The sequence below is a fragment of the Deinococcus metalli genome, assembly GCF_014201805.1.
Lineage (GTDB): Bacteria > Deinococcota > Deinococci > Deinococcales > Deinococcaceae > Deinococcus > Deinococcus metalli.
Genome location: NZ_JACHFK010000001.1, coordinates 915,890 through 937,655, shown reverse-complemented (window position 1 = coordinate 937,655; position 21,766 = coordinate 915,890). Strand labels below are relative to the sequence as shown.

Annotated in this window: 26 protein-coding genes; 13 read left to right on the top strand and 13 right to left on the bottom strand. The window is 69.8% G+C overall.

All coding sequences use genetic code 11. The annotated features are described in order from the left end of the window. Positions 1–91 precede the first annotated feature (91 nt). Positions 92–709 (top strand): hypothetical protein, encoded by a 618-nt coding sequence (locus tag HNQ07_RS04595; RefSeq protein ID WP_184109683.1) that lies wholly within the window; start codon positions 92–94, stop codon positions 707–709. Positions 710–791: 82 nt separating this feature from the next. Then, positions 792–2,972: a HelD family protein gene (locus HNQ07_RS04590; RefSeq protein ID WP_308430860.1), complete on the top strand. Its 2,181-nt coding sequence runs from the start codon at positions 792–794 to the stop codon at positions 2,970–2,972. Between the two features lie 54 nt (positions 2,973–3,026). On the opposite strand, the gene HNQ07_RS04585 is transcribed toward HNQ07_RS04590, so the two are convergent. Both HNQ07_RS04585 and HNQ07_RS04580 read right to left on the bottom strand, forming a co-directional pair. Then, positions 3,027–3,596, bottom strand: coding sequence for a hypothetical protein (locus HNQ07_RS04585; protein WP_229831732.1), 570 nt, complete (start codon positions 3,594–3,596; stop codon positions 3,027–3,029). A 115-nt stretch (positions 3,597–3,711) separates the two neighbouring features. Then, complete coding sequence (locus tag HNQ07_RS04580) at positions 3,712–4,290, bottom strand: hypothetical protein (RefSeq protein WP_184109681.1); 579 nt, start codon at positions 4,288–4,290, stop codon at positions 3,712–3,714. A 123-nt stretch (positions 4,291–4,413) separates the two neighbouring features. Between HNQ07_RS04580 and HNQ07_RS04575 the strand changes: the two genes are divergently transcribed. Beyond that, complete coding sequence (locus HNQ07_RS04575; RefSeq protein ID WP_184109680.1) at positions 4,414–4,872, top strand: hypothetical protein; 459 nt, start codon at positions 4,414–4,416, stop codon at positions 4,870–4,872. Positions 4,873–4,881: 9 nt separating this feature from the next. Here HNQ07_RS04575 and miaB read toward each other — a convergent pair whose 3' ends face one another. The 9 genes from miaB to HNQ07_RS04530 form a co-directional block, all read right to left on the bottom strand. After that, positions 4,882–6,285, bottom strand: a complete 1,404-nt coding sequence (gene miaB / locus HNQ07_RS04570) for a tRNA (N6-isopentenyl adenosine(37)-C2)-methylthiotransferase MiaB (protein WP_268245888.1) — start codon at positions 6,283–6,285, stop codon at positions 4,882–4,884. A 673-nt stretch (positions 6,286–6,958) separates the two neighbouring features. Next, positions 6,959–7,192 (bottom strand): hypothetical protein, encoded by a 234-nt coding sequence (locus HNQ07_RS04565; protein ID WP_184109678.1) that lies wholly within the window; start codon positions 7,190–7,192, stop codon positions 6,959–6,961. A gap of 157 nt (positions 7,193–7,349) precedes the next feature. Then, complete coding sequence (locus HNQ07_RS04560) at positions 7,350–7,640, bottom strand: hypothetical protein (RefSeq protein ID WP_184109677.1); 291 nt, start codon at positions 7,638–7,640, stop codon at positions 7,350–7,352. 118 nt (positions 7,641–7,758) lie between these two features. Next, entirely contained in the window at positions 7,759–8,064 is a 306-nt protein-coding gene (locus HNQ07_RS04555; RefSeq protein WP_184109676.1) for a hypothetical protein, read from the bottom strand. A gap of 259 nt (positions 8,065–8,323) precedes the next feature. Next, complete coding sequence (locus HNQ07_RS04550) at positions 8,324–8,599, bottom strand: hypothetical protein (RefSeq protein ID WP_184109675.1); 276 nt, start codon at positions 8,597–8,599, stop codon at positions 8,324–8,326. A gap of 346 nt (positions 8,600–8,945) precedes the next feature. Next, a complete protein-coding gene (locus tag HNQ07_RS04545; protein ID WP_184109674.1) occupies positions 8,946–9,449 on the bottom strand; it encodes a hypothetical protein in 504 nt (167 codons plus the stop codon). Between the two features lie 53 nt (positions 9,450–9,502). After that, positions 9,503–9,925: a hypothetical protein gene (locus tag HNQ07_RS04540; protein ID WP_184109673.1), complete on the bottom strand. Its 423-nt coding sequence runs from the start codon at positions 9,923–9,925 to the stop codon at positions 9,503–9,505. Further along, positions 9,922–11,094: an amidase gene (locus HNQ07_RS04535; protein ID WP_184109672.1), complete on the bottom strand. Its 1,173-nt coding sequence runs from the start codon at positions 11,092–11,094 to the stop codon at positions 9,922–9,924. Before HNQ07_RS04535 ends, HNQ07_RS04540 begins: the two co-directional genes overlap by 4 nt. 29 nt (positions 11,095–11,123) lie before the next feature. After that, on the bottom strand, positions 11,124–11,621 hold the full coding sequence (locus HNQ07_RS04530; RefSeq protein WP_184109671.1) for an LEA type 2 family protein: 498 nt from the start codon (positions 11,619–11,621) through the stop codon (positions 11,124–11,126). A gap of 74 nt (positions 11,622–11,695) precedes the next feature. Here HNQ07_RS04530 and HNQ07_RS04525 point away from each other — a divergent pair, with 74 nt between their 5' ends. Both HNQ07_RS04525 and HNQ07_RS04520 read left to right on the top strand, forming a co-directional pair. Next, positions 11,696–12,697 (top strand): hypothetical protein, encoded by a 1,002-nt coding sequence (locus tag HNQ07_RS04525; RefSeq protein WP_184109670.1) that lies wholly within the window; start codon positions 11,696–11,698, stop codon positions 12,695–12,697. 80 nt (positions 12,698–12,777) lie between these two features. After that, complete coding sequence (locus tag HNQ07_RS04520; protein WP_184109669.1) at positions 12,778–13,437, top strand: outer membrane lipoprotein carrier protein LolA; 660 nt, start codon at positions 12,778–12,780, stop codon at positions 13,435–13,437. A gap of 109 nt (positions 13,438–13,546) precedes the next feature. Here the strand turns inward: HNQ07_RS04520 and HNQ07_RS04515 are convergent, their stop codons facing one another. Beyond that, entirely contained in the window at positions 13,547–14,188 is a 642-nt protein-coding gene (locus HNQ07_RS04515; protein ID WP_184109668.1) for a C40 family peptidase, read from the bottom strand. 337 nt (positions 14,189–14,525) lie between these two features. On the opposite strand from HNQ07_RS04515, the gene HNQ07_RS04510 reads away from it, so the two are divergent. The 7 genes from HNQ07_RS04510 to HNQ07_RS04480 all read left to right on the top strand — a co-directional run bounded on the left by HNQ07_RS04510 (position 14,526) and on the right by HNQ07_RS04480 (position 18,612). Then, on the top strand, positions 14,526–14,915 hold the full coding sequence (locus HNQ07_RS04510) for a hypothetical protein (protein ID WP_184109667.1): 390 nt from the start codon (positions 14,526–14,528) through the stop codon (positions 14,913–14,915). Between the two features lie 30 nt (positions 14,916–14,945). Further along, positions 14,946–15,203, top strand: a complete 258-nt coding sequence (locus tag HNQ07_RS04505) for a DUF1844 domain-containing protein (RefSeq protein ID WP_184109666.1) — start codon at positions 14,946–14,948, stop codon at positions 15,201–15,203. 1 nt (position 15,204) lies between these two features. Beyond that, complete coding sequence (gene dtd, locus HNQ07_RS04500) at positions 15,205–15,645, top strand: D-aminoacyl-tRNA deacylase (protein WP_184109665.1); 441 nt, start codon at positions 15,205–15,207, stop codon at positions 15,643–15,645. A 58-nt stretch (positions 15,646–15,703) separates the two neighbouring features. Beyond that, positions 15,704–16,840: a LysM peptidoglycan-binding domain-containing M23 family metallopeptidase gene (locus HNQ07_RS04495; protein ID WP_184109664.1), complete on the top strand. Its 1,137-nt coding sequence runs from the start codon at positions 15,704–15,706 to the stop codon at positions 16,838–16,840. Between the two features lie 28 nt (positions 16,841–16,868). Beyond that, positions 16,869–17,282: a PaaI family thioesterase gene (locus HNQ07_RS04490; protein WP_184109663.1), complete on the top strand. Its 414-nt coding sequence runs from the start codon at positions 16,869–16,871 to the stop codon at positions 17,280–17,282. Positions 17,283–17,285: 3 nt separating this feature from the next. Continuing rightward, a complete protein-coding gene (gene aat, locus HNQ07_RS04485) occupies positions 17,286–17,906 on the top strand; it encodes a leucyl/phenylalanyl-tRNA--protein transferase (protein ID WP_184109662.1) in 621 nt (206 codons plus the stop codon). A 112-nt stretch (positions 17,907–18,018) separates the two neighbouring features. Then, on the top strand, positions 18,019–18,612 hold the full coding sequence (locus HNQ07_RS04480; protein WP_184109661.1) for a DoxX family membrane protein: 594 nt from the start codon (positions 18,019–18,021) through the stop codon (positions 18,610–18,612). A gap of 66 nt (positions 18,613–18,678) precedes the next feature. On the opposite strand, the gene HNQ07_RS04475 is transcribed toward HNQ07_RS04480, so the two are convergent. After that, the gene (locus tag HNQ07_RS04475; RefSeq protein ID WP_184109660.1) at positions 18,679–19,935 is read right to left on the bottom strand and encodes an Nramp family divalent metal transporter; all 1,257 of its coding nucleotides are present in this window, start codon (positions 19,933–19,935) and stop codon (positions 18,679–18,681) included. A gap of 178 nt (positions 19,936–20,113) precedes the next feature. On the opposite strand from HNQ07_RS04475, the gene serA reads away from it, so the two are divergent. Next, positions 20,114–21,739, top strand: coding sequence for a phosphoglycerate dehydrogenase (gene serA, locus HNQ07_RS04470; RefSeq protein WP_184109659.1), 1,626 nt, complete (start codon positions 20,114–20,116; stop codon positions 21,737–21,739). Positions 21,740–21,766 lie beyond the last annotated feature (27 nt).

Sequence of the window (21,766 nt, the reverse complement as noted above, 5' to 3'; positions counted from 1 at the left end):
GGTCACACTGCAACCTCCTGTGAAGTTCTCTGCATCCCAGGAATGGGGGTGTAAAGTTCATCACATCCTCATATCGCACTACGCTCGCGATGTGAGAAAGCTCTCGTTTCTGCCTGTACTACTTGCCGCCGGTCTTGCCCTCAGCGGCTGCGCCGCCATTCAGGGGGCGGCGGGCGAGCGTCAGCTGTCGCAGAACAGTTTTCTGGAACCGGTGATGGTCCGCCCGAACGAGTCCGTTGTCGTCGACGTGCCGTACTGGCGGGCCCTGGTCGAGACGGGCGACGAGTTCGCGCCGTACTTCCAGGCGCTGCGCCTCGACGCGAACGACCGCAGCGGTCCGGATGGCCGTGTCGCGGACGTGTCCGCCAGCGCCCCGTGGCTGCGCGTGCAGCGTGTCGCAGCGCCCGACGGCGTCGGCGTCTCGATGCTCGACGCCCGCATCGCCAAGACCGTCACGCGCAGCGAGGGCAGCGGGCGCGTCATCAACGTCCAGTACACCGAGGTCATCACGCTGCGCTTCAAGGTCACGGTCAGCCCGGACGCGCCGCCCACGCCCGCCCCGGCCGAGCCCTCTGCCGCGGACGACGCGGTGTCCGAACCGATCTTCCAGGCCCTCCTCGCGTCCCAGCGGGCCACACCGGTGACCGTCACCCTGACCGACGGGCAGCACACCTCCGACGTGAACCTGTACCTGGACATCCGCCAGTAAGCCGGAGGCCCTGCACGGCCGGTCGGCGCACATTGGGACGCAGCGCCGGACAACCGTGCCCGGGCCGTCTATCCTGTGCCGGATGTCCTCGCGCGCCCCTGTCCGACTGCCCGCCTACACGCCCCACCCCGACTTCGATGCGGAGAGCGATCACCTGGACGGCACGGTGGCCGCGATGCTCCGTCAGATCGAGTTCTGGGAGGACCGCGACCGGCAGATGGGCGCGGACCTGGAGACCAGCATCATCCTGGGCGACGAGGCGGGCGAGCACGCTGCGATGCTCTCGCCGCACGTCAAGGAACCGTACTTCGGGTCGCTGAAGGTGCGGGTGGGCGGCCGGGAACAGACGCTCTACATCGGGCGGCATGGCTTCCGGGACGTGAAGGGTCCGCACACCGTCGTGTCGTGGGAATCTGAAGTCGGCAGCCTGTTCTACTCGGACGTGCTGGGCTGGACGCCGCGCAAGGGCGGGCAGGGTGTGATCCGGCGGCGCCGGCAGCTGGACATCACGCAAAAGCAGCTGCTGCGCGTGACCGACCTGTACGACGAGGACGCTGGCGGCGACACCGGCGGGCGCGAGGAGGTGCTGCTGCGCCGGCTGGAGGAGGGCTCCACGGCTGGCATGCGCGACGTCATCGAGACGCTCCAGCCGGAGCAGAACGAGGCGATGCGCGCTCCTGCAGGCACGCCGGTGATCATCCAGGGCGCCGCCGGGAGCGGCAAGACCACCATCGGCTTCCACCGCCTCGCGTGGCTCACGAACGCGGACCGGGGCGTGCACCAGATCCGGCCTGAAGCGAGCATGGTGCTGATGCCGAACCAGGTGCTCGCCGCGTACGCCGCGCGCATCCTGCCGGAACTGGGCCTGGGCGGCGTCAACGTCACCACACCCGAGACGTGGGCGGTCGGGCTCCTCGGCCTGGAGAAGCTGGAGGTCACAGACCGCACCCTGAGCCTGCTGCTCACGGACCGCGACAACACCCGCCGGGCCCTGGCGTGGCGCCGCGCCAAACTGCTGGGCGACGCCCGCATGCTGGACGTGGTCCGCACGCACCTGTGGACGCGTTTCAACGCGGGCCTCGCGGGCCGCCAGCTCAGCGAGACCCTGGAGGTGCCGGGCCGCGATCCGGTGGCCTTCACCCTCTCGGAACACGACCTGCGCGGCATGTTGCGCGACGTCTTCGCCCAGGACCCGCTGGACGGCTACCGCGCCGGCCTGAAACGCGCCAGCGAGGCCGAGGCCCTGCACCGCCTGAATGTGCCGGAGACAGCGGAAACCACTGTGCTGCGGCAGCTTGCCACCGGCCTCCAGGGTGTCCTGAGCCGCGTATTCTCCAGCACCACGCCCGTCACCGAGACGCGCCGGCTGCTCGCCAGTCCCGACGCGCTGGCTGTCAGCGGCCTGCTGACCGAACGCGAGATCGCGCTGCTCCAGACCGATCCTCTCAGCGGCATCCCCACACCCCGCCGCGCCCACGCGGACGTCACCGAGATTCCGCTGATGCTGACCATGCAGGCGTTCATGGGCGGCATCGGGCGCAGCGTGGGGCGCATGCTGGAACCCTTCGACCATGTGGTGCTCGACGAGGCGCAGGATTACAGCCCGCTGCTGTACGCCCTGCTGGCCCGCGCCACCCGGCCCGGCCACGTGACCGCGCTGGGCGACCTGAATCAGGGCATGCACGGCTACAAGGGGCCATCGAGCTGGGAGGCCGTGCAGGCACAGCTGCCCGGCGCGCAGGTCATGACCCTGAACCGCACCTACCGCAGCACCCGGCAGATCACCCAGCTCGGCGCGCGCATCGCCGCCACGTACAACCGTGCCGCCCAGGTGCAGGGCGTCGACCGTGAAGGTGCCGAGGTGCGGCGCTACACCATGACCGCCAGCGAGACCGCCGAACTCCAGCTGCTCGCCCAGGCCGTCCGGGACGCCCGCGCTGAGGGCCACACGAACATCGCCATCGTCACCCGCCGCGGCGTGGATGCCGACCGCCTCAGCGCCGCGCTGCGCGACTTCGACACCGATGCCCAGCCCATCACCACCCAGGAGCACCGCTACACCGGCGGTCTGGTGATTCTGCCCGTGAATCTCGCCAAGGGCCTGGAATTCAGCGCCGCCATCGTTGCCAGCGCCAACGCGGAGACCTACGACGAGAGCACCGAGTACGAACGCCGGCTGCTCTATGTCTCGGCCAGCCGCGCCCTGCACTGGCTGGGGCTGGTCAGCGCGGGCGAGTTGCACCCGCTGATCCGGGAGGCGTGAGCACAGCAGACAAAGGCCGCCCCAGCCAGAGCGGGGCGGCCTGAAATGGAACGCTTACTGGCAATTCACAACGGGCAGCGCCTGCGCGCTCGTCAGGATGTTGCTGTTGTACCCGTACTGATCGGTTCCCTGCACGTTCACGTAGGTGTTGCCCTTCACGTTCACGATGACCGGCGATACCACGATGGCCTGGGCGCCGACCTTGGGTGACACGCTCAGGGGCGCTGTGCCGGCGCCAAGCGTGTATGTGGCCGTGCCGCTGCCGCTGTAGTCCACGCCGCTGAAGGGGTAGAAGGGAACGGTCTTCGTTGCGCCAGTGCTCAGGCCCTTGAACTGGACATAGAGGTTCTTCAGGCCACCCGTCCACTCTAGATCGACATACATCTGCGTGGAGAGGTTGTCGCAGATGACATAAGAACCGGCCGCGATGCTGTTGCCGTTCTGATCGGTAAACGCCGACTGTGTCTGGTAGTTGGTGGTGTACGCCATGCTGTCCAGGGTCAGCGTCGACGACCGCTGGGTACCGGGAGCGAACCCGATGCTAATGACCGCGGTCGTACCACAGCTCGCCAGCACACCACTCAGACCCGCCACGCCAATTGCTGCCAGCAGCACTTTTTTCATGTCCCTCACTGTGACGGCCCAACCTGACCCTCGTGTGATGCGGTCTTGAGAGAACCTGAGGGCACGGCAAACGAAGCGGGCCGGCGCTCAGGCCGGCCCACACCACTTGAGGACGTTACTTCGACAGGGGCTGCGAGGTCTGGATGGTGCAGTTGGAGTACACGGGAATCCGGCGCAGGTTGTAGCTCGTCAGGGTGAACGAGGACGTGGCCGTGGTGATCTTCACCAGAGCGTAGAACGACCCTCCAACCGGGTTGGACGCACTGACGGGCTTGACCGGCTGCACGACCGGGTCGACCACGATGCTGGCGGGCAGCAGTTGGCCGGTCTTCGAGTTGGCGTCGAAGATCACCTCATAGTTGCCCGCGCTGTTCTTTTTGAGGTTCGCCGCCTGAATCACGGTGTCGAAGTTCGGGTCGGAAGTGTTGTTGGTCGTGCCAGCCAGGCTGACCTCGACCGACTGGATGCTCCCGGCCGCGGCAAACTCAACTTTCACCTGAGTGGAACCGCTGCGCCCGGCGCTGGCATTGCTGATGTTGTCGCAGCCGACGTACTGCACGGTGGGGGACGTCGAGGTCGTGTATTCCGTGGTCAGATCAACGATCCGGCCGCTGCCGTCGGGCACGCTGCCCGTGCTGCCACAGGACGCGAGGAGGACGGAGGCGGCAAGCAGGCCGAGCGCAGGTTTCATCATGGCTTCCACTGTTACCCGTCTGTCTGACGCCATCGTGATGGCACCTTGAGCAAACGTGAGGGCATCGCGGGCGCCCGGCCAGCGGCACCGACGTTTTTCATGTTGGCGTGGGTAAGCTTCGGTGTGCGTTCGCTGACCTTTGCATGGATGCTCGGCCCACTCGCCGTCCTGGCGGCGTGTGCGCCGACCATGACGACCCCGGAATCGCGGGTGGTGCCGCAGACGACCTTCGTGGGCAGCCTCCTGACGGTGACCCTGACAAATGCCGGTCCGTACCCGCTGGAACTGGAAAACACCTGCCCCCGACCATTCGAGGTGCAGGTGACGGAGCCGGGCAGTGGAGTGGGCGCGTCGGCCCAGGCGCAGCAACTGGAGACCTGCTCGACGCTGAAGTTCCCGCCACAGCCGTGGCCGGTGGGCGGTACGCTGTCGGCCGCCGTGATCCTGAACCTGCCGACGGGCGCGCATGAGTTGCAGCCGACGGCTGTGGTGCGCGTGAAGGTCGCGCCGGGCGGCAAGGCCACCGGCGAGTACCGGACGCTGCGAATTGCGGCGCCCGGCATCAAGTTCCAGGTGCCGTGAGCCTCGGGATCACGCCATCGGCAGGGGGGTGATCAGGGCGGCCGTGTCTGGGCGCTGCGGCCCACTGGCGGCCGTTTCCCGGATGGGCAGCTCCTGCCCGTCCGCACCGAGAATCCGGCCGTACAGCATGTGCGGCGTGGCGTGGTTGATCCGCACGGCATACGTGCCGGGACGATCCGCCCCGACAGCTGCCGGCACGACGGTGGGGTGGTTGCCGCGTGTGTGGCCCTCCAGGAAGCCGGGCTCGTGGGCGTCGCCGCGCAGCAGTACGTCCTGCATCGTCCCGACCTTCGCGGCATTCTTCCGGGCGCTCCACTCCTTCTGCTTCGCCACGAGGCGGGCCAGGCGTTCAGTCTTCACCTCGCGCGGCAGGTCCTCGAAGTGCGTGTAACTGGGCGTGCCGGGCCGGGGCGAGTAGATGAACATGTACGCGCTGTCGTATCCGACCTCGTCGTACAGATCGAGCGTGTGCTGGAAGTCCTCCTCGGTCTCGCCGGGGAAGCCCACGATGATGTCCGTCGCCAGGACCGCGTGCGGCAGGTGCCGCCGGATGTCCGTGACGTGCTGGAGATAGCCTTCGCGCGTGTATTCGCGTGCCATGCGGCGCAGCACGCGGTTGCTGCCACTCTGCACCGGCAGGTGCACGAACTCGCAGATGGCCGGCGTGTCCGCCATCGCCGCCGCGACGTCCTCCGTGAAGTTCATCGGGTGGCTGGTCGTGAATTTGACGCGGCGCACGCCGCTGCGGCCGACCAGCCGCAGCAGGTTCGCGAAACTGGGGTAGCCGGCCAGTTGCGCGCCCTGGTCCACGCCGTAGGCGTTCACGTTCTGCCCCAGCAGCGTCACCTCCTGCACCCCGGCCGCGAGCTGCGCGTCCAGTTCACGCAGGATGTCGTCCGGTGAGCGGCTCACCTGCGGGCCGCGCGTGGTCGGCACGATGCAGTACGTGCAGTGGTGGTCGCAGCCGCGCATGATCGTCAGGTGTGCCTGCAAGGTGCCCTGCGGGGGCGGCGGCACGTGCGCGTGCAGCTCGTCGCGGAAGTTCAGCGCCCAGAACCGCTCGCTGCTCTCCAGCGCCTTCCCGATGTCCAGCAGGCTCCCCGGCCCCAGCACGATATCCACGCCGAATGCCCGCGCGATCTGCTGCCCCTCGTCGAGCTGTGCCAGGCAGCCCATCAGTCCGATCACCATCGGGCGCCGCGCCTTGATCTTCCGCAGGTCGCCCAGCAGCGACCGCACCTTCTCCACGGGCTTGCCCCGCACGGCGCAGGTGTTGACCAGCACCACGTCCGCCTCGTCCACGGTGGGCACGATATCGGCGCCCAGCGACACCAGCTGGCTCTGCACCAGGTGGGTGTCGTACTCGTTCATCTGGCACCCGTAGGTGATCAGGTGTGCTCTCGTAGTGACCACTCTCCCCAGGCCTCACAGATGGATTCTGCGGCCCACACGCGCCCGTCCGGGCACAATGCCGGATTGTACCCCGCTGGCGGGACAGTCAGCACTGCGTTGGGAGCAGCGTGCGGCCCCGTTTTGAGGAGGGGAGAGGCGGTCGCCATCGAACAGCCACGATTCTGCACTCACCAAACCGGACCGGACCGGAGCAGCCTGCATCGTGTCCGGCATCCACGGATACACCGCCCGCGTGCTGAGTATGTTGAGGCGGCAGTCACGTGACGCGACGCTATTCCCGCAACAGGGATGTGGCCGTTTCTGCTGCTCTCTGATTGCCCACATGGACGTGCTCGCGACTTCAGTAGTTGCAAAGCAAATCGCATGCTAAAGCTGCAACTCGTCGGCGGCTTTCTGCGTCTTTTTGCCCGTACCCATGGCTGCTTCCCGGTGTATGTGTGTTCGCTCCAATGGCCGCAACGATTTACCCCACGGTTGCCACGGACATGATGTACGACCGAAATTCCCCTGACGTTTAGTCCCCGGTTAAGTCCCGCCGCGCATGGGATTGCTTCGAATGACTGGAGGGGCATCAGCCCAGCGCATTACAGACCCTACCTCGGGCCGAATGGTTCGGCTCAGTGTTGGGCAAACCTCGCATTGGGCTCTTGGGCCAGACCTCACCGGCCTAGAGCTACCGCCCCACGTACAGGTACAGCGTCATGTCGATCTCGGTGGGCGAGTGCCCGGCGAGCACCATCCGTTCACGCGCCGCCTCCCGGCCGGCCATCTCCGCGACATGCAGGCATTCGACGAGCGATCCGGTCACCGCTGTGGCGACAGCGGCGTTCAGCGCCTGTGCCACAGCGTTCTGGTAGGAGGAGACGATCGCGAGGTCGGCGTTCAGGTTTCTGCGGACCGCTGTCATGGATGGGAGCGTAAGAAGGCCGAACGCAGCAGTGTGTATGGACGCTGACCGTTTCTCGGGTTATCACGATCTCATCAAGACTGGCTCGGCGTGACCCAGCCGGGCCGGAGCACCACACGGCGGAATGGCGGCCGCTGTAGATGTCGGCCAGCACCGGCTAGACGCAGGACCACACGGCCTGCGGTTCCGTCCGCGCACAGGGCACGCCGGGCGCCCTGGATTCGACCCGGCTCAGCACCCGGTCGATCTGGTCCGGCTCGTAGCCCAGGGCGCGCAGCCGCTTGATGGCCGCCGTGTGGCCATCCCAGACGGCCCGCTGCAGGCGTCCCACCATGGACGCGCTGCCGTACAGCTCCGCGTCCGCGGCCACGATCGAGCGCGCCACGGCAGCCTGCAGAACGCTCAGGATCATGGCGTCCCGGTCCCACACGTCAAGTTCGGTGGCCATACCTCGGAAGGTACGGTCACGGGCTGAGTCCGGCCTGCATTACAGGTCAACGCCAGACCGGCATTCCATCCGTGCCCTCCTCCAATCGGGCCAAGGTCGGGTTCAGGTCGGCTGGGCGCTAGCGGCGCAGGTAGGGAACGACATTCATGACTTCTATGCGCACAGACGGCGGAAACGCGTCGTACATGGCGGCCAGGTAGGTGTCATACCTCTGCAGCCCCTGGTCGATCTTTTCCGCCGTATACCCGAGCACAAGCAGGTCCTGCCGGGTCCGCAGCCGGGCCTCCGCGATCGCCGCGTGGAGTTGCTCCACAGCCGGGCGGCCGGCGCCGAGTTGGGGTCGAACTTCGGCGAAGGCCTGAGCTTCCGCGCACTGGATCGCGCAGAACAGCGGCACGTCTGTGTGGTCGACGGCGGGGATCACTTCCAGAGTGTGAGCATGCCGCCGGGGCCGCACATGAAGAAGGTATGTGTGCCCATTGAGGCATTTTTCAGGTCACGCTAAGCGGCTCCGCCCGGCCCTGATCTGAACGCTGGCAGGCGGATTCCCGCTTACGCAGGGACGTCTTTCAGCGTCCGACTTGACGAGGGCAGTCCCCGCGTGCTGGGTACGGGATCGTCCGACGGGCGTCATCCTCAGCGGTCGAAGCTGCCCGCTGGTGGAGCGCTGCCCGTGCCAGCCTTCAACCCGGAAAGCGTCCGCCCTGCCGGAGTATGAAATCCAGCGACATGTCGTTGCGCACGAGCACGGCGTCGATGTGCTCGCGCGGGATGCCGAGGTTCAGCAGGCGGTCGTAGGCGTTCAGGTAACCGTCCCGCACGGCCTCGTGCAGGCGTTCGACCATGCGCCCACTTACGCGCAGTTCCTCCTGGGCGGCACCAATCGACAGGCCAACGGCCGCCTGGAACGCGGAGACGATGAGCGTCTCCCTGTCCCACACGTCCCGGTCTCTGGCCACACCCGAGAGCCTACTGCGCTGCGGGTGACGTGCCGGGCGAGGTCGGCCAGCCGAGTGGATGTGACGGCAGAGGGTGGGATGCGGTTCGGGTCAAGGCGGCGTCATGGAATTCTCATTTCCATGCGATGTGGCCGGGGTCGTGGACAGTCCGGGAGGGAGTCGTGGCACCTCTGGACGGCACCAGTCTGACGGGCGACGGCCGGGAGTCGCCGTCTCGCGCCTGTAGCACTGAGATTGGACGTCTACGGTTCAGGCGACACCAGCTGGAGCCACAGCCGTCCAACGTGGAAGCGCCGACAGGCTGCGCAGTCCCACACAAGCTGACCAGATAGGCCACGCCGAGATGTCACGGCACGGCGGGCGTCGGCGCGGGTTGAGGCACGGGGGCCGTGGTGGCGGGCACGGTGGTGCTGTCACTGACCTTGTTCAGCTCGACCACGTACCCGAGCAGTTCGCGTCCGAGCAGGACGGTGCGGAGCGTGCCGCTGACCTTGGTGCCGATCACGGTGGCGTGCAGGTTGGCGCGGTGCTGGTCGCCGTTTTCGAAGAACTTCAGTTCCAGCGCGCCGCCGTCCCCGGTGGCCTGGAAGGTGCCGCTGCCGGCGTAGGCTTTGCGGCTCTCGTCGTTGACGAGTACGGCGGTCGCGCGGCCCTCGCGCTGCTGGATGGTGAGGGTCAGGCGGTATGGGACACGGCCGGTGCCGCCCACGCCGATGCCCTCATACAGGCCATTCACCCGGCGTTCCAGGGCGGTCTGGGGACTGAGGTACGCGCCGAGGGCGCAGCTGGCAAGCACGGTGGGCAGGGCGAGGGGCAGAACGGCGCGGGCGCGCAAACCGCGTGGAAGCATGCGGCGAGCGTACCCGCCGATCATGAAGCCGGGCTGACCGGGCCGCGGCTGGCCTACCGCACGCGCGTCATGGTCAGGGCCGAGCGGAAGCCGTTCACGCGCAGGCTGCCCCTCAGGAGGTCGCCGCGGATGGTGCCGCTGAGCTGCGCACCCGCCTTGAGCGGCAGGTCCTTGATGCCGAACCCGAACACAGTGGCGTTCACGCGCGGCACGTCGCCCGCGCTGACGTCGGCGGTCAGGATGTCCCCGTCCGGGCCGGGCAGCAGGGTGCCCTCGGCGCGGAACGCGTCGCCGCTGCTGCGGTTTTCCAGCGTGCCGCGGATGGCGTGCGTGGCGGGGTCCTCCGTGTAGGTCAGGCGGTAGGACTGCACGGTCAGCAGCACGCGGGCCGACCCCTCGAACGACTGCACGGCGGGCCGGGCCGGCGCGGGCGCGCACGCGGCCAGCAGCAGCAGCAGGGGAAGGGCGGCCTTCACCGGGCGTCCTCCAGCGCCAGGCCCAGGCCCAGCAGCCGGTCGTCCTGCCCGTGCCGGGCCACGAGCTGCACCCCAACGAAGGGCGTGGTGGTGGGCAGTGCCAGCGTGGGCGCTCCCAGCAGGCTGAACGGCGCGGTGATCCGCAGCACGGCCCGGCGCAGCGGCACGCGGCCCTCACCGATGTCCACCTCGTCCTGGCCAATCAGGGGCGGGGGTGTGGGAACGGCCGGAGCGAGCAGCATGTCGTAGGCCGTAAACAGACCGTCCAGCAGCGCACGGTACTCGGCCCGCCGCTCGAAGGCGTGCGCGTACTCGGCGTCGGTGATCGCCTGACCCTGACGCAGCGCGCCCAGCGTGAACGGCAGGAAGCCGGGATCATCCTGGGCCAGCGCCGCCGCGTGGACGTGCGCCGCCTCCGAGAGCACGATGGGGGAGTACGCGTCCAGCACCTCGGGGAAAGCGACGCGCTCGACGGCCGCGCCGCGGGCCTCCAGCGAGTGGGCGTAGGCCATGACCGCGTCCGCGACGGCCGCGTCTGTCCAGCCCTCCGGCAGCCACAGACCGACCCGCACGCCGGCCCAGTCCTGCCGCGGGACGTCGTGTCCCGTCAGCGCCGCGTGCACCCGCGCGACGGTGGCGCCGTCGCGGGCCAGCGGGCCGGCGTGGTCACACGTCCACGACAGCGGCAGCACGCCCTGGGTGCTCCACCCGGGGTGGCCCTTCGTCGGCTTGAAGCCCACCACACCGCACCACGCGGCCGGCACGCGGATGCTGCCGCCCGTGTCGGTGCCCAGGGCGAAATCCACCTGTCCCAGCGCCACGCTGACGGCCGCGCCGCTGGAACTGCCGCCGGGCACGCGCGCCGGATCGTGCGGATGCGTGGTGCCGCCGTGCCCGTTCAGGCCCGTGATCCCCAGGGCGATCTCGTGCAGGTGCGTCTTGCCCACCGCGCTCGCCCCCAGCGCGAGGAGCCGCGACACCAGCACGCTGTCGCCCGGGTCGGGTACGGCGGCGCGCGTGCTGGCGCCCAGTGGCCACCCGGGCACGCCGTACAGGTCCTTCACGCTGAAGGTCGAGCCGCCCAGCGGGCCGCCGGGCGCGCCCTCCAGGGGCCGCTCGGGCCGGTATGCCCAGGCGCGCTGCGGGTCGTCGTGGGGTGGGCGGGTCATGCGCCCAGGGTAGCGGGTCGCCCGGCTCGTCAGAACGGGATGATGGGGTTTTGCTTCCACTGGCCCTGCGCCAGCGTGAACGGCCCGAAGCGCTGGAGCCCCAGCGGCCCGAAGTCCGCGGCGAAGCCGCCGTCCAGGCGGTACGTGACGAGCTGGCCGCGCGCGATCTTCAGGAACGCGGCGGCCGTGTCGAGGGTCACGGGGATGGACACGTTCGCCACCTGCTCGGCGCTGCCGCGCGCCGGCACGTTCACGTTCGGGAGGTTGACGTGGCCGACCCTGGTGCCGTCGATGATCACATCCGACGCGATGTCTGCCATGCGCAGGCCGATGGCGTTGGCGTTGCCCACCTTCAGCGTCAGGGACACGTCCGCGACCGGCGCGCCGCCCAGACCGCCCGGCAGGGACAGCCGGGTCAGGCGCACGCTCTGCACGTCCACCGTGGGCACCTGGATGATCTGGGTGGGCGCGCACGCGCCGAGGCACAGCGTCAGGAGGGCCAGGGGAGCGGTCACGGCACGGTGCATGGCGGCAGGCTACCCCGCAGACGTGACGGGAGGCTGAATGCGGGCGCTTTCCCGCCGCTGCTACGCTCTGAGCCATGACTGGACGGAACGGCTGGGCCGGCATGGCCCTGATGGCGGCCCTGGCGGCGGTGGGAGTGGGCGGCGCCGGGGCCACGGGCGTGGACTTTGGCGTGTCGTACCGCACGCCAGCGCCCACGCTGCTCGATGCGCTGTGGGGGCGCGTGGGCGTGAGCGACGTGGACGTGCTGGGCGGCACCGGCCGGCTGGGCATCTCCACCCGCGCGGCGGACGCGGGCTACACGCGCACGCTCTCGCTTCCGCCGCTCGGGGCGGTGACGTCCAGCACCGACCTCGCCGTGACGTACGCGGGCGGGCTGCGGCTCACGTCGCGCGCGTCCGCCACGCTGGGTCCGGTCGCGCTGAACGTGGTCGGCGCGGTCTTCTCCACGTCCGCCACGAGCGTCGATCCGCTGAGCGCGTGGTCGTCCGCGCCCACCGACCTGCGCGACCGGGGCTGGACGGCCGACGTCACTGCCCGCTACCGCGTCAACCGCACCCTGGTCGTGCTGGCCGGCGGCGAGTTCGGAGCGCAGGCGCAGGGCACGCTGGGCGTCGAGGGCCGCCGCGACCTGATCCGCACGCTGCCGCCCGCTGAAGGCGACGACCCGGACGCCCCCTCCGAGACCGAGACGACCGGCACCGTGACGTGGCGGGTGGGGGCACGCGCCGGGCAGGGCGTGCTGGGCGCGACGGCCGGCGTGTCGTACAGCACGCCGGATGGCCTGAGCGCCAGCGTGGACGGTCTGCTCGGCCCGTCAAGCGTGGGCCTCAGCGCCGCCGTGGGCGCGTCCGGCGTGGTCGGGGAGGGCAGCACCATGCGCGCGTACGCGGCCTACGAGCCGTGGCGCACGGCGTCCGCACCCCTGCGGGCGGGCCTGGAGTACGGCGCGCCGCTGGGGTCCGGCACCCTGAACGTGGCGGTCAGCGGCGGCCGGGACCTCGCCGGACAGGTGGGCCTGGGCGCCCGGGTGGGCTACACGCTTGACCTGACGCCCGTCAGCCCCGAGCAGCCGTGACGACCCGCCGCCCCCGGAGCCTAAAGTCCGCATCAGTGGGTGCCCCCTCTTCTCATGAGGACGGACGGGATACTCGGGGCATGCTTTCCCGGATGCTCTCCCTGACCCTCCTGGCCGCCCTCGCGGGCACCGGCCACGCCCAGACCGCGCAGGACATCGTGAACAAGGTGGACGCCACCCAGCGCGCTGCCAAGGACGTTTCCTTCCGTCTGGCGGGCACCGCCACGCTGGACACCGCCTCGCAGAAGATCGACGTGCTCGTGAAGACCATTCCCGCCCAGAACCTGATCCGTGTGCAGTTCAACGCGCCGGACGCCCTGGCCGACAACATTGTGGTGGCCGACAAGACCGAGGTTCGCCAGTACCTGTACCTCACCAACCAGGTCACGGTCACGTCCGCGAAGAAGGCGGCAGATTCTGCGGGCCTGACCGGGCTGGACTTCACGCAGCTCGGCAACACGGCGTCGATGCTCAGCAACTACACCGTGAAGCTGCTGGGCACCACGGGCGCCGCCGGCAAGCGCGTGTTCCAGCTGGAGGCCACCCCGAAGTCCGGCGACAGCAGCCGCACGCTGGTGTGGATCACCGAGGCCGGGTGGCGGCCCACCCGCCTCCAGGTCACGGACGGCGCCGGCAAGACCCTGGCGGACATGACCGTCTCCGCGTTCAAGACCAACGCGGGCCTGACGGCGGCGGCGCTGCGCCAGCTTCCCAAGGACGCCGAGGTGATCCGGCAGTAGGCTGCGCTGGACCAGTTGTGGGCGGCGCTGTTCGTGACAGCGCCGCCCACTGCTGTGCCATGAAAAAACCCCGCCGGGGGCGGGGTGTCGATGAAGCGCGGAGCGCGGCTCAGTTCAGGATGCGGCGGGCGCCGTCGTAGCGGCTGGCCCAGTACTGGTTGCTGAACAGCGGCTCGATCATGGTCTTGCCGTAGTACGAGTTCGCGCCGGCCATCATGCCGTCGCCGAGGTAGATGCCGACGTGGCTGGCGGTGCGGCCCATGGTGTTGAAGAACACCAGGTCACCGGGTTGCAGGTCGCGGCGGCTCACTGGCACGCCGACGCTCCACTGGGCGGCGGCGGTGCGCGGCAGGGAGATGCCGAGCTGCTGGAACACGCGCAGGGTGAAGCCGCTGCAGTCGATGCCGCCGCTTCCCGTGCCGCCCAGCACGTAGCGGATGCCGAGGTAGCGCGTGGCGGCCGCTTTCGTGAAGGCGCCGCCGGACCTGGTGGGCGCGGCGGCGGGGGTGGGAGCGGGTGCAGCGGGTTTGACCGTGGTCGGCGCGGCGCTGCCGCTGCCGGTCTGCAGGCGCTGCCCGACGTTGAGCGTGCTGCTGTCGAGCTTGTTCAGGCGCATCAGCGTGACCGCGTCGGTGTTCAGCGCGCGGGCGATCGAGTAGAGGGTGTCGCCCGTCTTGACGGTGTAGGTCGCGGCGCTGGCGGTACCCAGGCACAGGGCGGCGGCGGTGAGGAGGACATGGGAAGCTTTCATCGACCATTGAAGTTTACTCCACGTTAATATTCTTGGCCTTCATTGAGGGGGGAAGTCCGACTTTCTATGCGCCTATGCGTGTTTTATGCGCCGTGAGGTGTCAATGGGGGGCAAATGATCCTCATGTTTCTCACAACAGGGCTCATCCGAAAGGTGGAGGGCTCGACCGCCGCAGGCACGGCACCAATGTAAAAAGTGAACTTTCACGCGTCCTCATGTGGCTCACATCTATGAGTGTGGCCCCGCACGGCCCGCTCCGCCCCTCACCGGGGCCGTGACGCCATCCCTATACTCCAGGAATCAGGCCGCCGCGCCCTGCCCGCACCACGGAGGATCGATGAAAGAACCCATGACCACGGACCAGATCCTGATGGGGCTCAAGCACTATCGCCGGATCGCCCGCCAGGACATGCTCCGCGCCACCGAGACCCCCCACCCCGACGCGTTCCTGAAACACGCCGAGAGCCGCCGCGCGGTCTACGTCGCCCTGGGCGAGTACGCCGAGAAGCACGCCAGCGACGAGGTGATCGAGCACGCCCTTGAGCGCTACCGCGCCCTGCCCTTCGTGACCGGCACCGCCGAACACGAACACCCCGACATCAAGGGCCAGGAAAACGCGCTGGAGAATTTCTTCCTGCTGGTCGGCCTGGACCCCAAGGCGCGGCGCGAGGCCCGCAGCCGCCGCCCCCGCCTGGACGCCGCGCGCGGCAGCGCCACCGCCGGCTGATCCCCGTGGGCGCCCGCTATGCTCGGGGGCATGCCTCACCCGGACTTCGTGGGACTCGTCAACTCGCTCCAGGCCACCGCCGAGGCCGCGCTGGGCGACCTGAATGCCGCCACCGCCAGCGCGGCCCGCGACGGCCTGCTGGAGGGCTCGCGCGCCCGGCAGACCGCGCAGCGCAGCCTGAACCTGCTGACCATGCTGGCCGACAAGACCCGCGGCAACCTGGACTTCACCGAAGCGCAGCTCCTCACCGACGCGATCGCGGCCCTGCGCGCCCGGCTCGGCAACTGACGTGCGCGCCGTGGTCCAGCGGGTGACGCGCGCCACCTGCACGGTGGACGGCGCGGTCACCGGTCACACCGGGCCGGGCCTGCTGATCCTCCTCGGGGTCGCGCCCACCGACACGCCCGACACCGCGCGGCGGCTTGCCCTGAAGATCACGAAGCTGCGGATCTTCGGCGACAGCGCCGGCAAGATGAACGCCTCGGTGCTCGACGTGGGCGGCTCGGTGCTGAGCATCAGCCAGTTCACGCTGTACGCCGACACGCGCGCGGGCAACCGTCCCAGCTTCCTGGGGGCTGCCCCACCGGATCACGCCCGCGCGCTGTACGCCGACTTCAATGCCGCGCTACGTGCTCACGGCCTCGCGGTCGGAGAGGGCGTCTTCGGCGCGCACATGGTGATCGACTCCGCGAACGACGGCCCGGTCACGCTGATCCTCGACGCCGAGTGAGCCCCGCCCGCGGCCACGCTCCTGCCGGCCCTCACTCAGGCACCGTATGCTGCGGCGCATGACCCGCCGCGCCGCCCTGCTGCTCGCCGCCCTCCTGACCGGACTGGCGGGGGCCTACACCGTCAAACCCGGCGACACCCTGTACTCCATCGCCCGCACGTACCGCACGACCGTGGCGGAACTCCAGCGGCTCAACGGCCTGAGCGGCACGGCCATCAGCGTCGGGCAGGAGCTGAAGGTGGGGAGCGGCGCCGCATCCGCCCCGGTCCCTGCGCCGGCACCGGCGCCGGGCAGCACCACGACCCCGCCGTCCGCGACCAGCAAGCCCGGTCTGCCGCCGCCGCTGCCGGCCGAGCAGCTCGTGCCCACCGACGCGACGGCGCGCATCGCGGGCGTGGAGATCAGCGTGCCGGCCAGCCTGCGCATGGGCGAGGCCTTCACCGTGCGCCTCGGCGGCGCGCGGGCCGGTCAGGCGACGGTGCGCTTCCCCAGCGAGGTCGGCGAGGACGTCCGCGAGCCCAACGAGGTGCTGCGGCCCACCGGTGCGGCGGGCGCGTACCGCGTGCTCGGCCGCGTGGTGCTGGGCAAGACCACGCCGCTGGTGTACGAGGTCAGCGTCGGCACGGACCTCGTGCGTGGGCGGATTCCGGTCACCGGGCTCGACCAGCCCATCCAGCACCTGAACCTGCCGCCCCGCATCAGCAACGTGCTGGTCGATCCGGGCCGCAAGGCCGAGGAGGCGGCGGTCGAGAAGGCGTACGCGCGGCGCACCCCGCAGGCGTGGACGCAGCCCTTCGCGCCGGCGCTGCGCGGCGTGGCGCCGGTGTCCAGTTCCTTCGGGCAGCCGCGCACCTACACGGCGGGCGGACCGGTCGCGTACCACTTCGGGGCGGACTACCCCGCGCCCACCGGCACCCCGGTGCTGGCCGTGAACGACGGCACCGTCGTGTTCGCGGCGCGCGTTCCGGTGCGCGGCAACCTCGTGATCATCGACCACGGCGTGGGTGTGAGCAGCCTGTATTTCCACCAGAGCAAGCTGCTCGTGACGGCCGGGCAGCGTGTCACGCGCGGGCAGCCGGTAGGCGAGGTCGGGGCCACCGGCCTGGCAGACGGCGCGCACCTGCACCTGGAGATCCGCGTGCGCGGCGAGGGCACCAACCCCACGGGCTGGATGGGCCGGCTGTGGCCGCGCTGAGCATGCCCGTTTGCTCTAGCCTGCGGTCATGCCGGACCTGCCGACGACCGACGACCTGAATGCCCTCGGCGCGGGCGCGTTGCCCGGCCTGATCGGGCTGCGCTTCACGCACGTGGAACGTGGCATGGTCCGCGCCGAACTCGGCGTGCGGCCGGACCTGCTCGCCCCGAACGGGTTCCTGCACGCCGCGAGCGTGATCGCGCTGGCCGACACCGCGTGCGGGTACGGCACACGCACGCTGCTGCCCGAGGGCGCCTCGTTCACGACCATCGAACTCAAGAGCAACTTCCTGGGGACGGCCCGCAACGGCACCATCACCTGCGAGGCCCGCGCCGTGCACGCCGGCCGCTCCACCCAGGTGTGGGACGCCGAGGTGCGTGGCCCCGGCGGCAAGGTGATGGCGCTGTTCCGCTGCACGCAGGCCGTGCTCACCCCGCGTTAGGCCATGCCGGGCGCCCACGCGTTCCTGACGCACGCCGACCCGCTGACCCGCGAGGTCGCCGCCGGGTATGCGCGCGGCGCCTTCCTGATGGACAACGGCGTGGGCGTTCAGTGGTACACGGTCGAGACGCGCGCCGTGGTGCCGCTGACCGAGACCGAGGGGCTGCACGTCGCCCGGCGCCTCAAGCGCGATCTGGGACGCTTCGAACCGCGCGTGGACACCGCGTTCGCGGCGGTCGTCGAGGGCTGCCGGGGCCGCCTGCCGGGCAGTCCGCCGCGCGACGGCGAGTGGATCAGCGGCGACCTGGCCGCGCTGTACGCGCACCTGCACGCCCACGGTCTGGCGCACTCCTTCGAGGTGTGGCGAGGCGGCGAACTCGCGGGCGGCGTGCTGGGGCTGGCGCTGGGCGGCGCGTTCATCGCCGAGAGCAAGTTCCACCGTGTCACGAACGGCAGCAAGGCGGCGCTGGTCCACCTGGCGGCCCACCTGCACGCGCGCGGGTTCACGCTGCTCGACGCGCAGATCCAGAACCCGCACCTGGCGACCCTGGGCGTGGTCGAGGTGTCGGGCCGCGAGTACCGCCGCCGCCTGAGCGCCGCGCTGGAGCAGGACGTCTCGGTCTGACGCCGGCGCAGCGCGGCCAAGGGGGCTTGGGGCACCGGTCATGCGGTCGTCATCCGGTCACTCCATGCTGCGGATGTCGCCGGACCGACCGGCGCCCACCCGGAGGTTCACCATGACGTCCACCACCTACGTCCCCGAATCCGCGCTGTCCCGCACGCTGTTCGCGGACACGCGCCTGTCCCCGCTGTGGCTGGCGCTGCGCGTGTATGTCGGCTGGGAGTGGTTGCAGGCGGGCTGGCACAAGATCGGCGACTCCGCATGGGTCGGCCAGGGGGCCGGACAGGCGGTCAGCGGCTTCCTGAAGGGAGCGCTCGCCAAGGCGGGCGGCGACGCACCGCAGGTCAGCGGCTGGTACGCGTGGTTCATCGAGACCATCGCTCTACCGAACGCGGCCGTGCTCTCATATCTGGTCGCCTTCGGCGAGGTCGCGGTGGGTCTCGCGCTGATCCTGGGCCTGTTCACGGGCGTCGCGGCGTTCCTGGGCGGCGTGATGAACGCCAACTACCTGCTGGCCGGCACGCTCTCGACCAACCCGCTGCTGTTCATCCTGGCGACGTGGCTGGTGCTGGGCTGGCGCGTGGCGGGCTGGCTGGGCCTGGACCGCTGGGTGCTGCCGCGGCTGGGCGTGAAGCCGCTCCTGACGGTGCCGGAGGTGGACGCGGCCCGCACCTCATCGTCAGCGCCCCGCGAGGAACGCCGCGTCTGACCGTGCCCGAACCACAGGGAAGCGAGCCGGTGCCACGACGGGCCGGCTCGCTTCCCTGGGTGCGTCTCAGCCCCCGCCCAGCGCCCCCCACAGCAGGTACACGTTCAGGCCGATGATGACCGACGCGAACACCCAGCCCAGGGCCGTGACCCACGGGCGGCTCACCAGCACGCCCATCACGTCGCGGCGGGCGGTGAACATCAGCAGCGGCACCAGCGCGAACGGCACCCCGAAGCTGAGCACCACCTGCGACAGCACCAGCGTGTCGGTCGGGTTCAGGCCCAGCAGGATCACCACGAAGGCCGGCAGCATGGTCAGGACCCGGCGCACCCACAGCGGAATGCTGAAGCCCACGAAGCCCTGCATGATCACCTGACCGGCCATGGTGCCCACCGCGCTGGAGCTGATGCCGCTGGCGAGCAGCGCGATCGCGAAGGCGATGGCGGCGGCTGGCCCGAGCAGCGGCGTGAGGGTCTGGTACGCCGTTTCCAGGTTGCCGGCGTCCTGCACGTTCTTGCCGTGGAAGGTCGCGGCCGCGACGGCCAGCATGCTCATGTTGATCAGGCCGGCGAAGCCCATCGAGGCGATCACGTCCACCCGGTTCAGGCGGCTCAGGCGGCGTTTGCTGGTGTCGTCTGCGGCGGGCACGCGGCCCTGGGTGAGCGCAGAGTGCAGGTAGATCACGTGCGGCATGACGGTCGCGCCGATGATGCCCACCGCCAGATACACCGCGTCCTTGCCCTCAAAGGTGGGCAGGAAGCCGCGGCCCAGGTCCGCTAGGGCCGGGCGGGCGATCACGAACTGCACCAGGTACGCCACCCCGATGGTGAGCACGAAGGCCCCGATGGCGAGTTCCAGCGGCCGGTACCCCCGGCGCTGCAATGTGAGCAGCCAGAACGTGATGACGGCCGTGATCACCGCGCCCCAGAACAGCGGCAACTGCGTGAGCAGCGAGATGGCGATGGCCGCGCCTAGGAACTCCGCGAGGTCCGTGGCCATGGCGACGAGTTCCGCTTGCACCCAGTAGAACCACACCACGGGCTTCGGGAACCGCTCGCGGATGAGTTCCGGCAGGTTGCGGCCGGTGGCGATCCCGACCTTGGCGGACAGGTTCTGGATCAGCATGGCCATGATGTTCGCCGCCAGGATCACCCACAGCAGCGAGTATCCGAAGCTGGCGCCGCCCTGGATGTTCGTGGCGAAGTTGCCGGGGTCCATGTACGCGATCGAGGCGATCACGGCCGGGCCGATGAAGGGGAGGATCCGGCGCAGGCCGCGCCGGCCGCCCGGGGTGGTGAGGACCTCGGCCGCCCGCGCGTTCATGTGGGCGTCAAGGCTACGCAGCGGAGTGGGCGACGACGACATGACGAAATATTAGGCGTGCCTAAAAATATTGTCCAGTCCCCCGGGTGGGGCGCTCCTTGAGCAATCCTTCGGACGCCGCCGCCGTCTCCCTAGCCATCTGGACGCCTCCTGGCCCCCACACGTTTACGCTGACGGGATGACCGCTCCCGCGACCACCCCCGACGTCCCGCAGGCGGGCGCACCGCTGCGCGTGCTGATCTGCGACGAGATGAACCCCGGCGACCTCCAGCACGCCGGCTTCCAGATCGACTACCACGGCAACATGGACCGTGTCGAGACGCTGCGCCGGCTCCCCGACTACGACGCCCTGATCACCCGCAGCCGCACCAAGGTGGACCGTGAACTGATCGACGCAGCCGGGCCCCGCCTGAAGGTGATCGGCCGCGGCGGCGTCGGCGTGGACAACATCGACCTCGACTACGCCAGCCTGCGCGGCCTGCTGGTGCTGAACGCGCCTGAGAGCAACAACGTCTCTGCGGCGGAACTGGCGATCATGCACCTGATGGCCGCCGCGCGCGGCCTGACCGGCAGCGACGCCAAGACCCGCGCCGGCACGTGGGACCGCAAGTTCCTCGGGATCGAACTCAAGGACAAGACGCTGGGCATCGTGGGGCTCGGCCGCATCGGGTCCATCGTCGCGGACCGCGCGCAGGGCCTGCGCATGCACGTCGTCGCGTACGACCCGCACGTGCCCGACAGCAAATTCGAGCGCCAGGGGGTGGCCCGCGCCGGGACGCTCGACGAGCTGCTGCGCCGCGTGGACTTCCTGACGGTGCACACGCCGCTGACCGAGGAGACCACCGGCATGATCGGTGAGCGCGAGCTCGCCCTTCTGAAGAAGGACGCGATCGTGGTGAACGCCGCGCGCGGCGGCATCATTGAGGAAGGAGCCCTGGTCGCCGCCCTCAAGGCCGGGCACCTGTTCGGCGCGGGTGTGGACGTGTTCGTGGAGGAGCCCCCCACCGCCGAGCACGTGTTCCTGGGCGCTCCGAACCTGGGCATCACCGCGCACCTGGGCGCCAACACCCGCGAGGCGCAGGAGCGCGTGGGCGCCGAGATCGTGTCGCGCGTCCTCGACGCCCTGAAGGGCGATGTGAGCAAGGGCGCCGTGAACGCTCCGTCGCTCGATCCCAAGACCATGGAGGCGCTGGGCGGCTACCTGGCGCTGGGCGAGAAGCTCGGCCGCATCCAGGCCCAGCTGCTGCCCGGCGCGCACGACATCGAGGTCACCTTCCGCGGCGAGTTCCCTGCCGATCCCACGCCGGTCGTCACGTCCGTGCTGGTCGGGTACCTCAGCGGCAGCACCGACGAGCGGCCCAACATGATCAACGCCCGCGCGCTGGCCAAGGAACGGGGCCTGAACCTCGCCATCCGCGAGCAGGCCGACAGCCCCGACTACCAGACCGAGGTGGTCGTGAAGGTCACGAGCCACGCCGGCGACCGCGACCGCACCCGCACTGTCGGCGGCACCGTGTTCGGCAAGAGCCCCCGCCTGACCCGCCTGCGCGACTTCCGGGTGGAACTCGAACCCGAGGGCTACATCCTGATCGCCAGCAACGAGGACAAGCCCGGCGCCGTCGCCAAGCTCTCCACGCTGCTCGGCTCGTGGGGCGTGAACATCGCCGGCATGGCCCTGGGCCGCGCCCAGAAGGGCGGCCAGGCGCTGTTCACCCTGACCCTCGACGACGGCCTCACCCCGGAGCAGCTTCAGGCTGTGCGCGCCCTCGACGTGATCGAGAGCGCGTACCTCGTCAAGGCCTGATCCGGCCCCTGGGCACCCGGCGGCCGG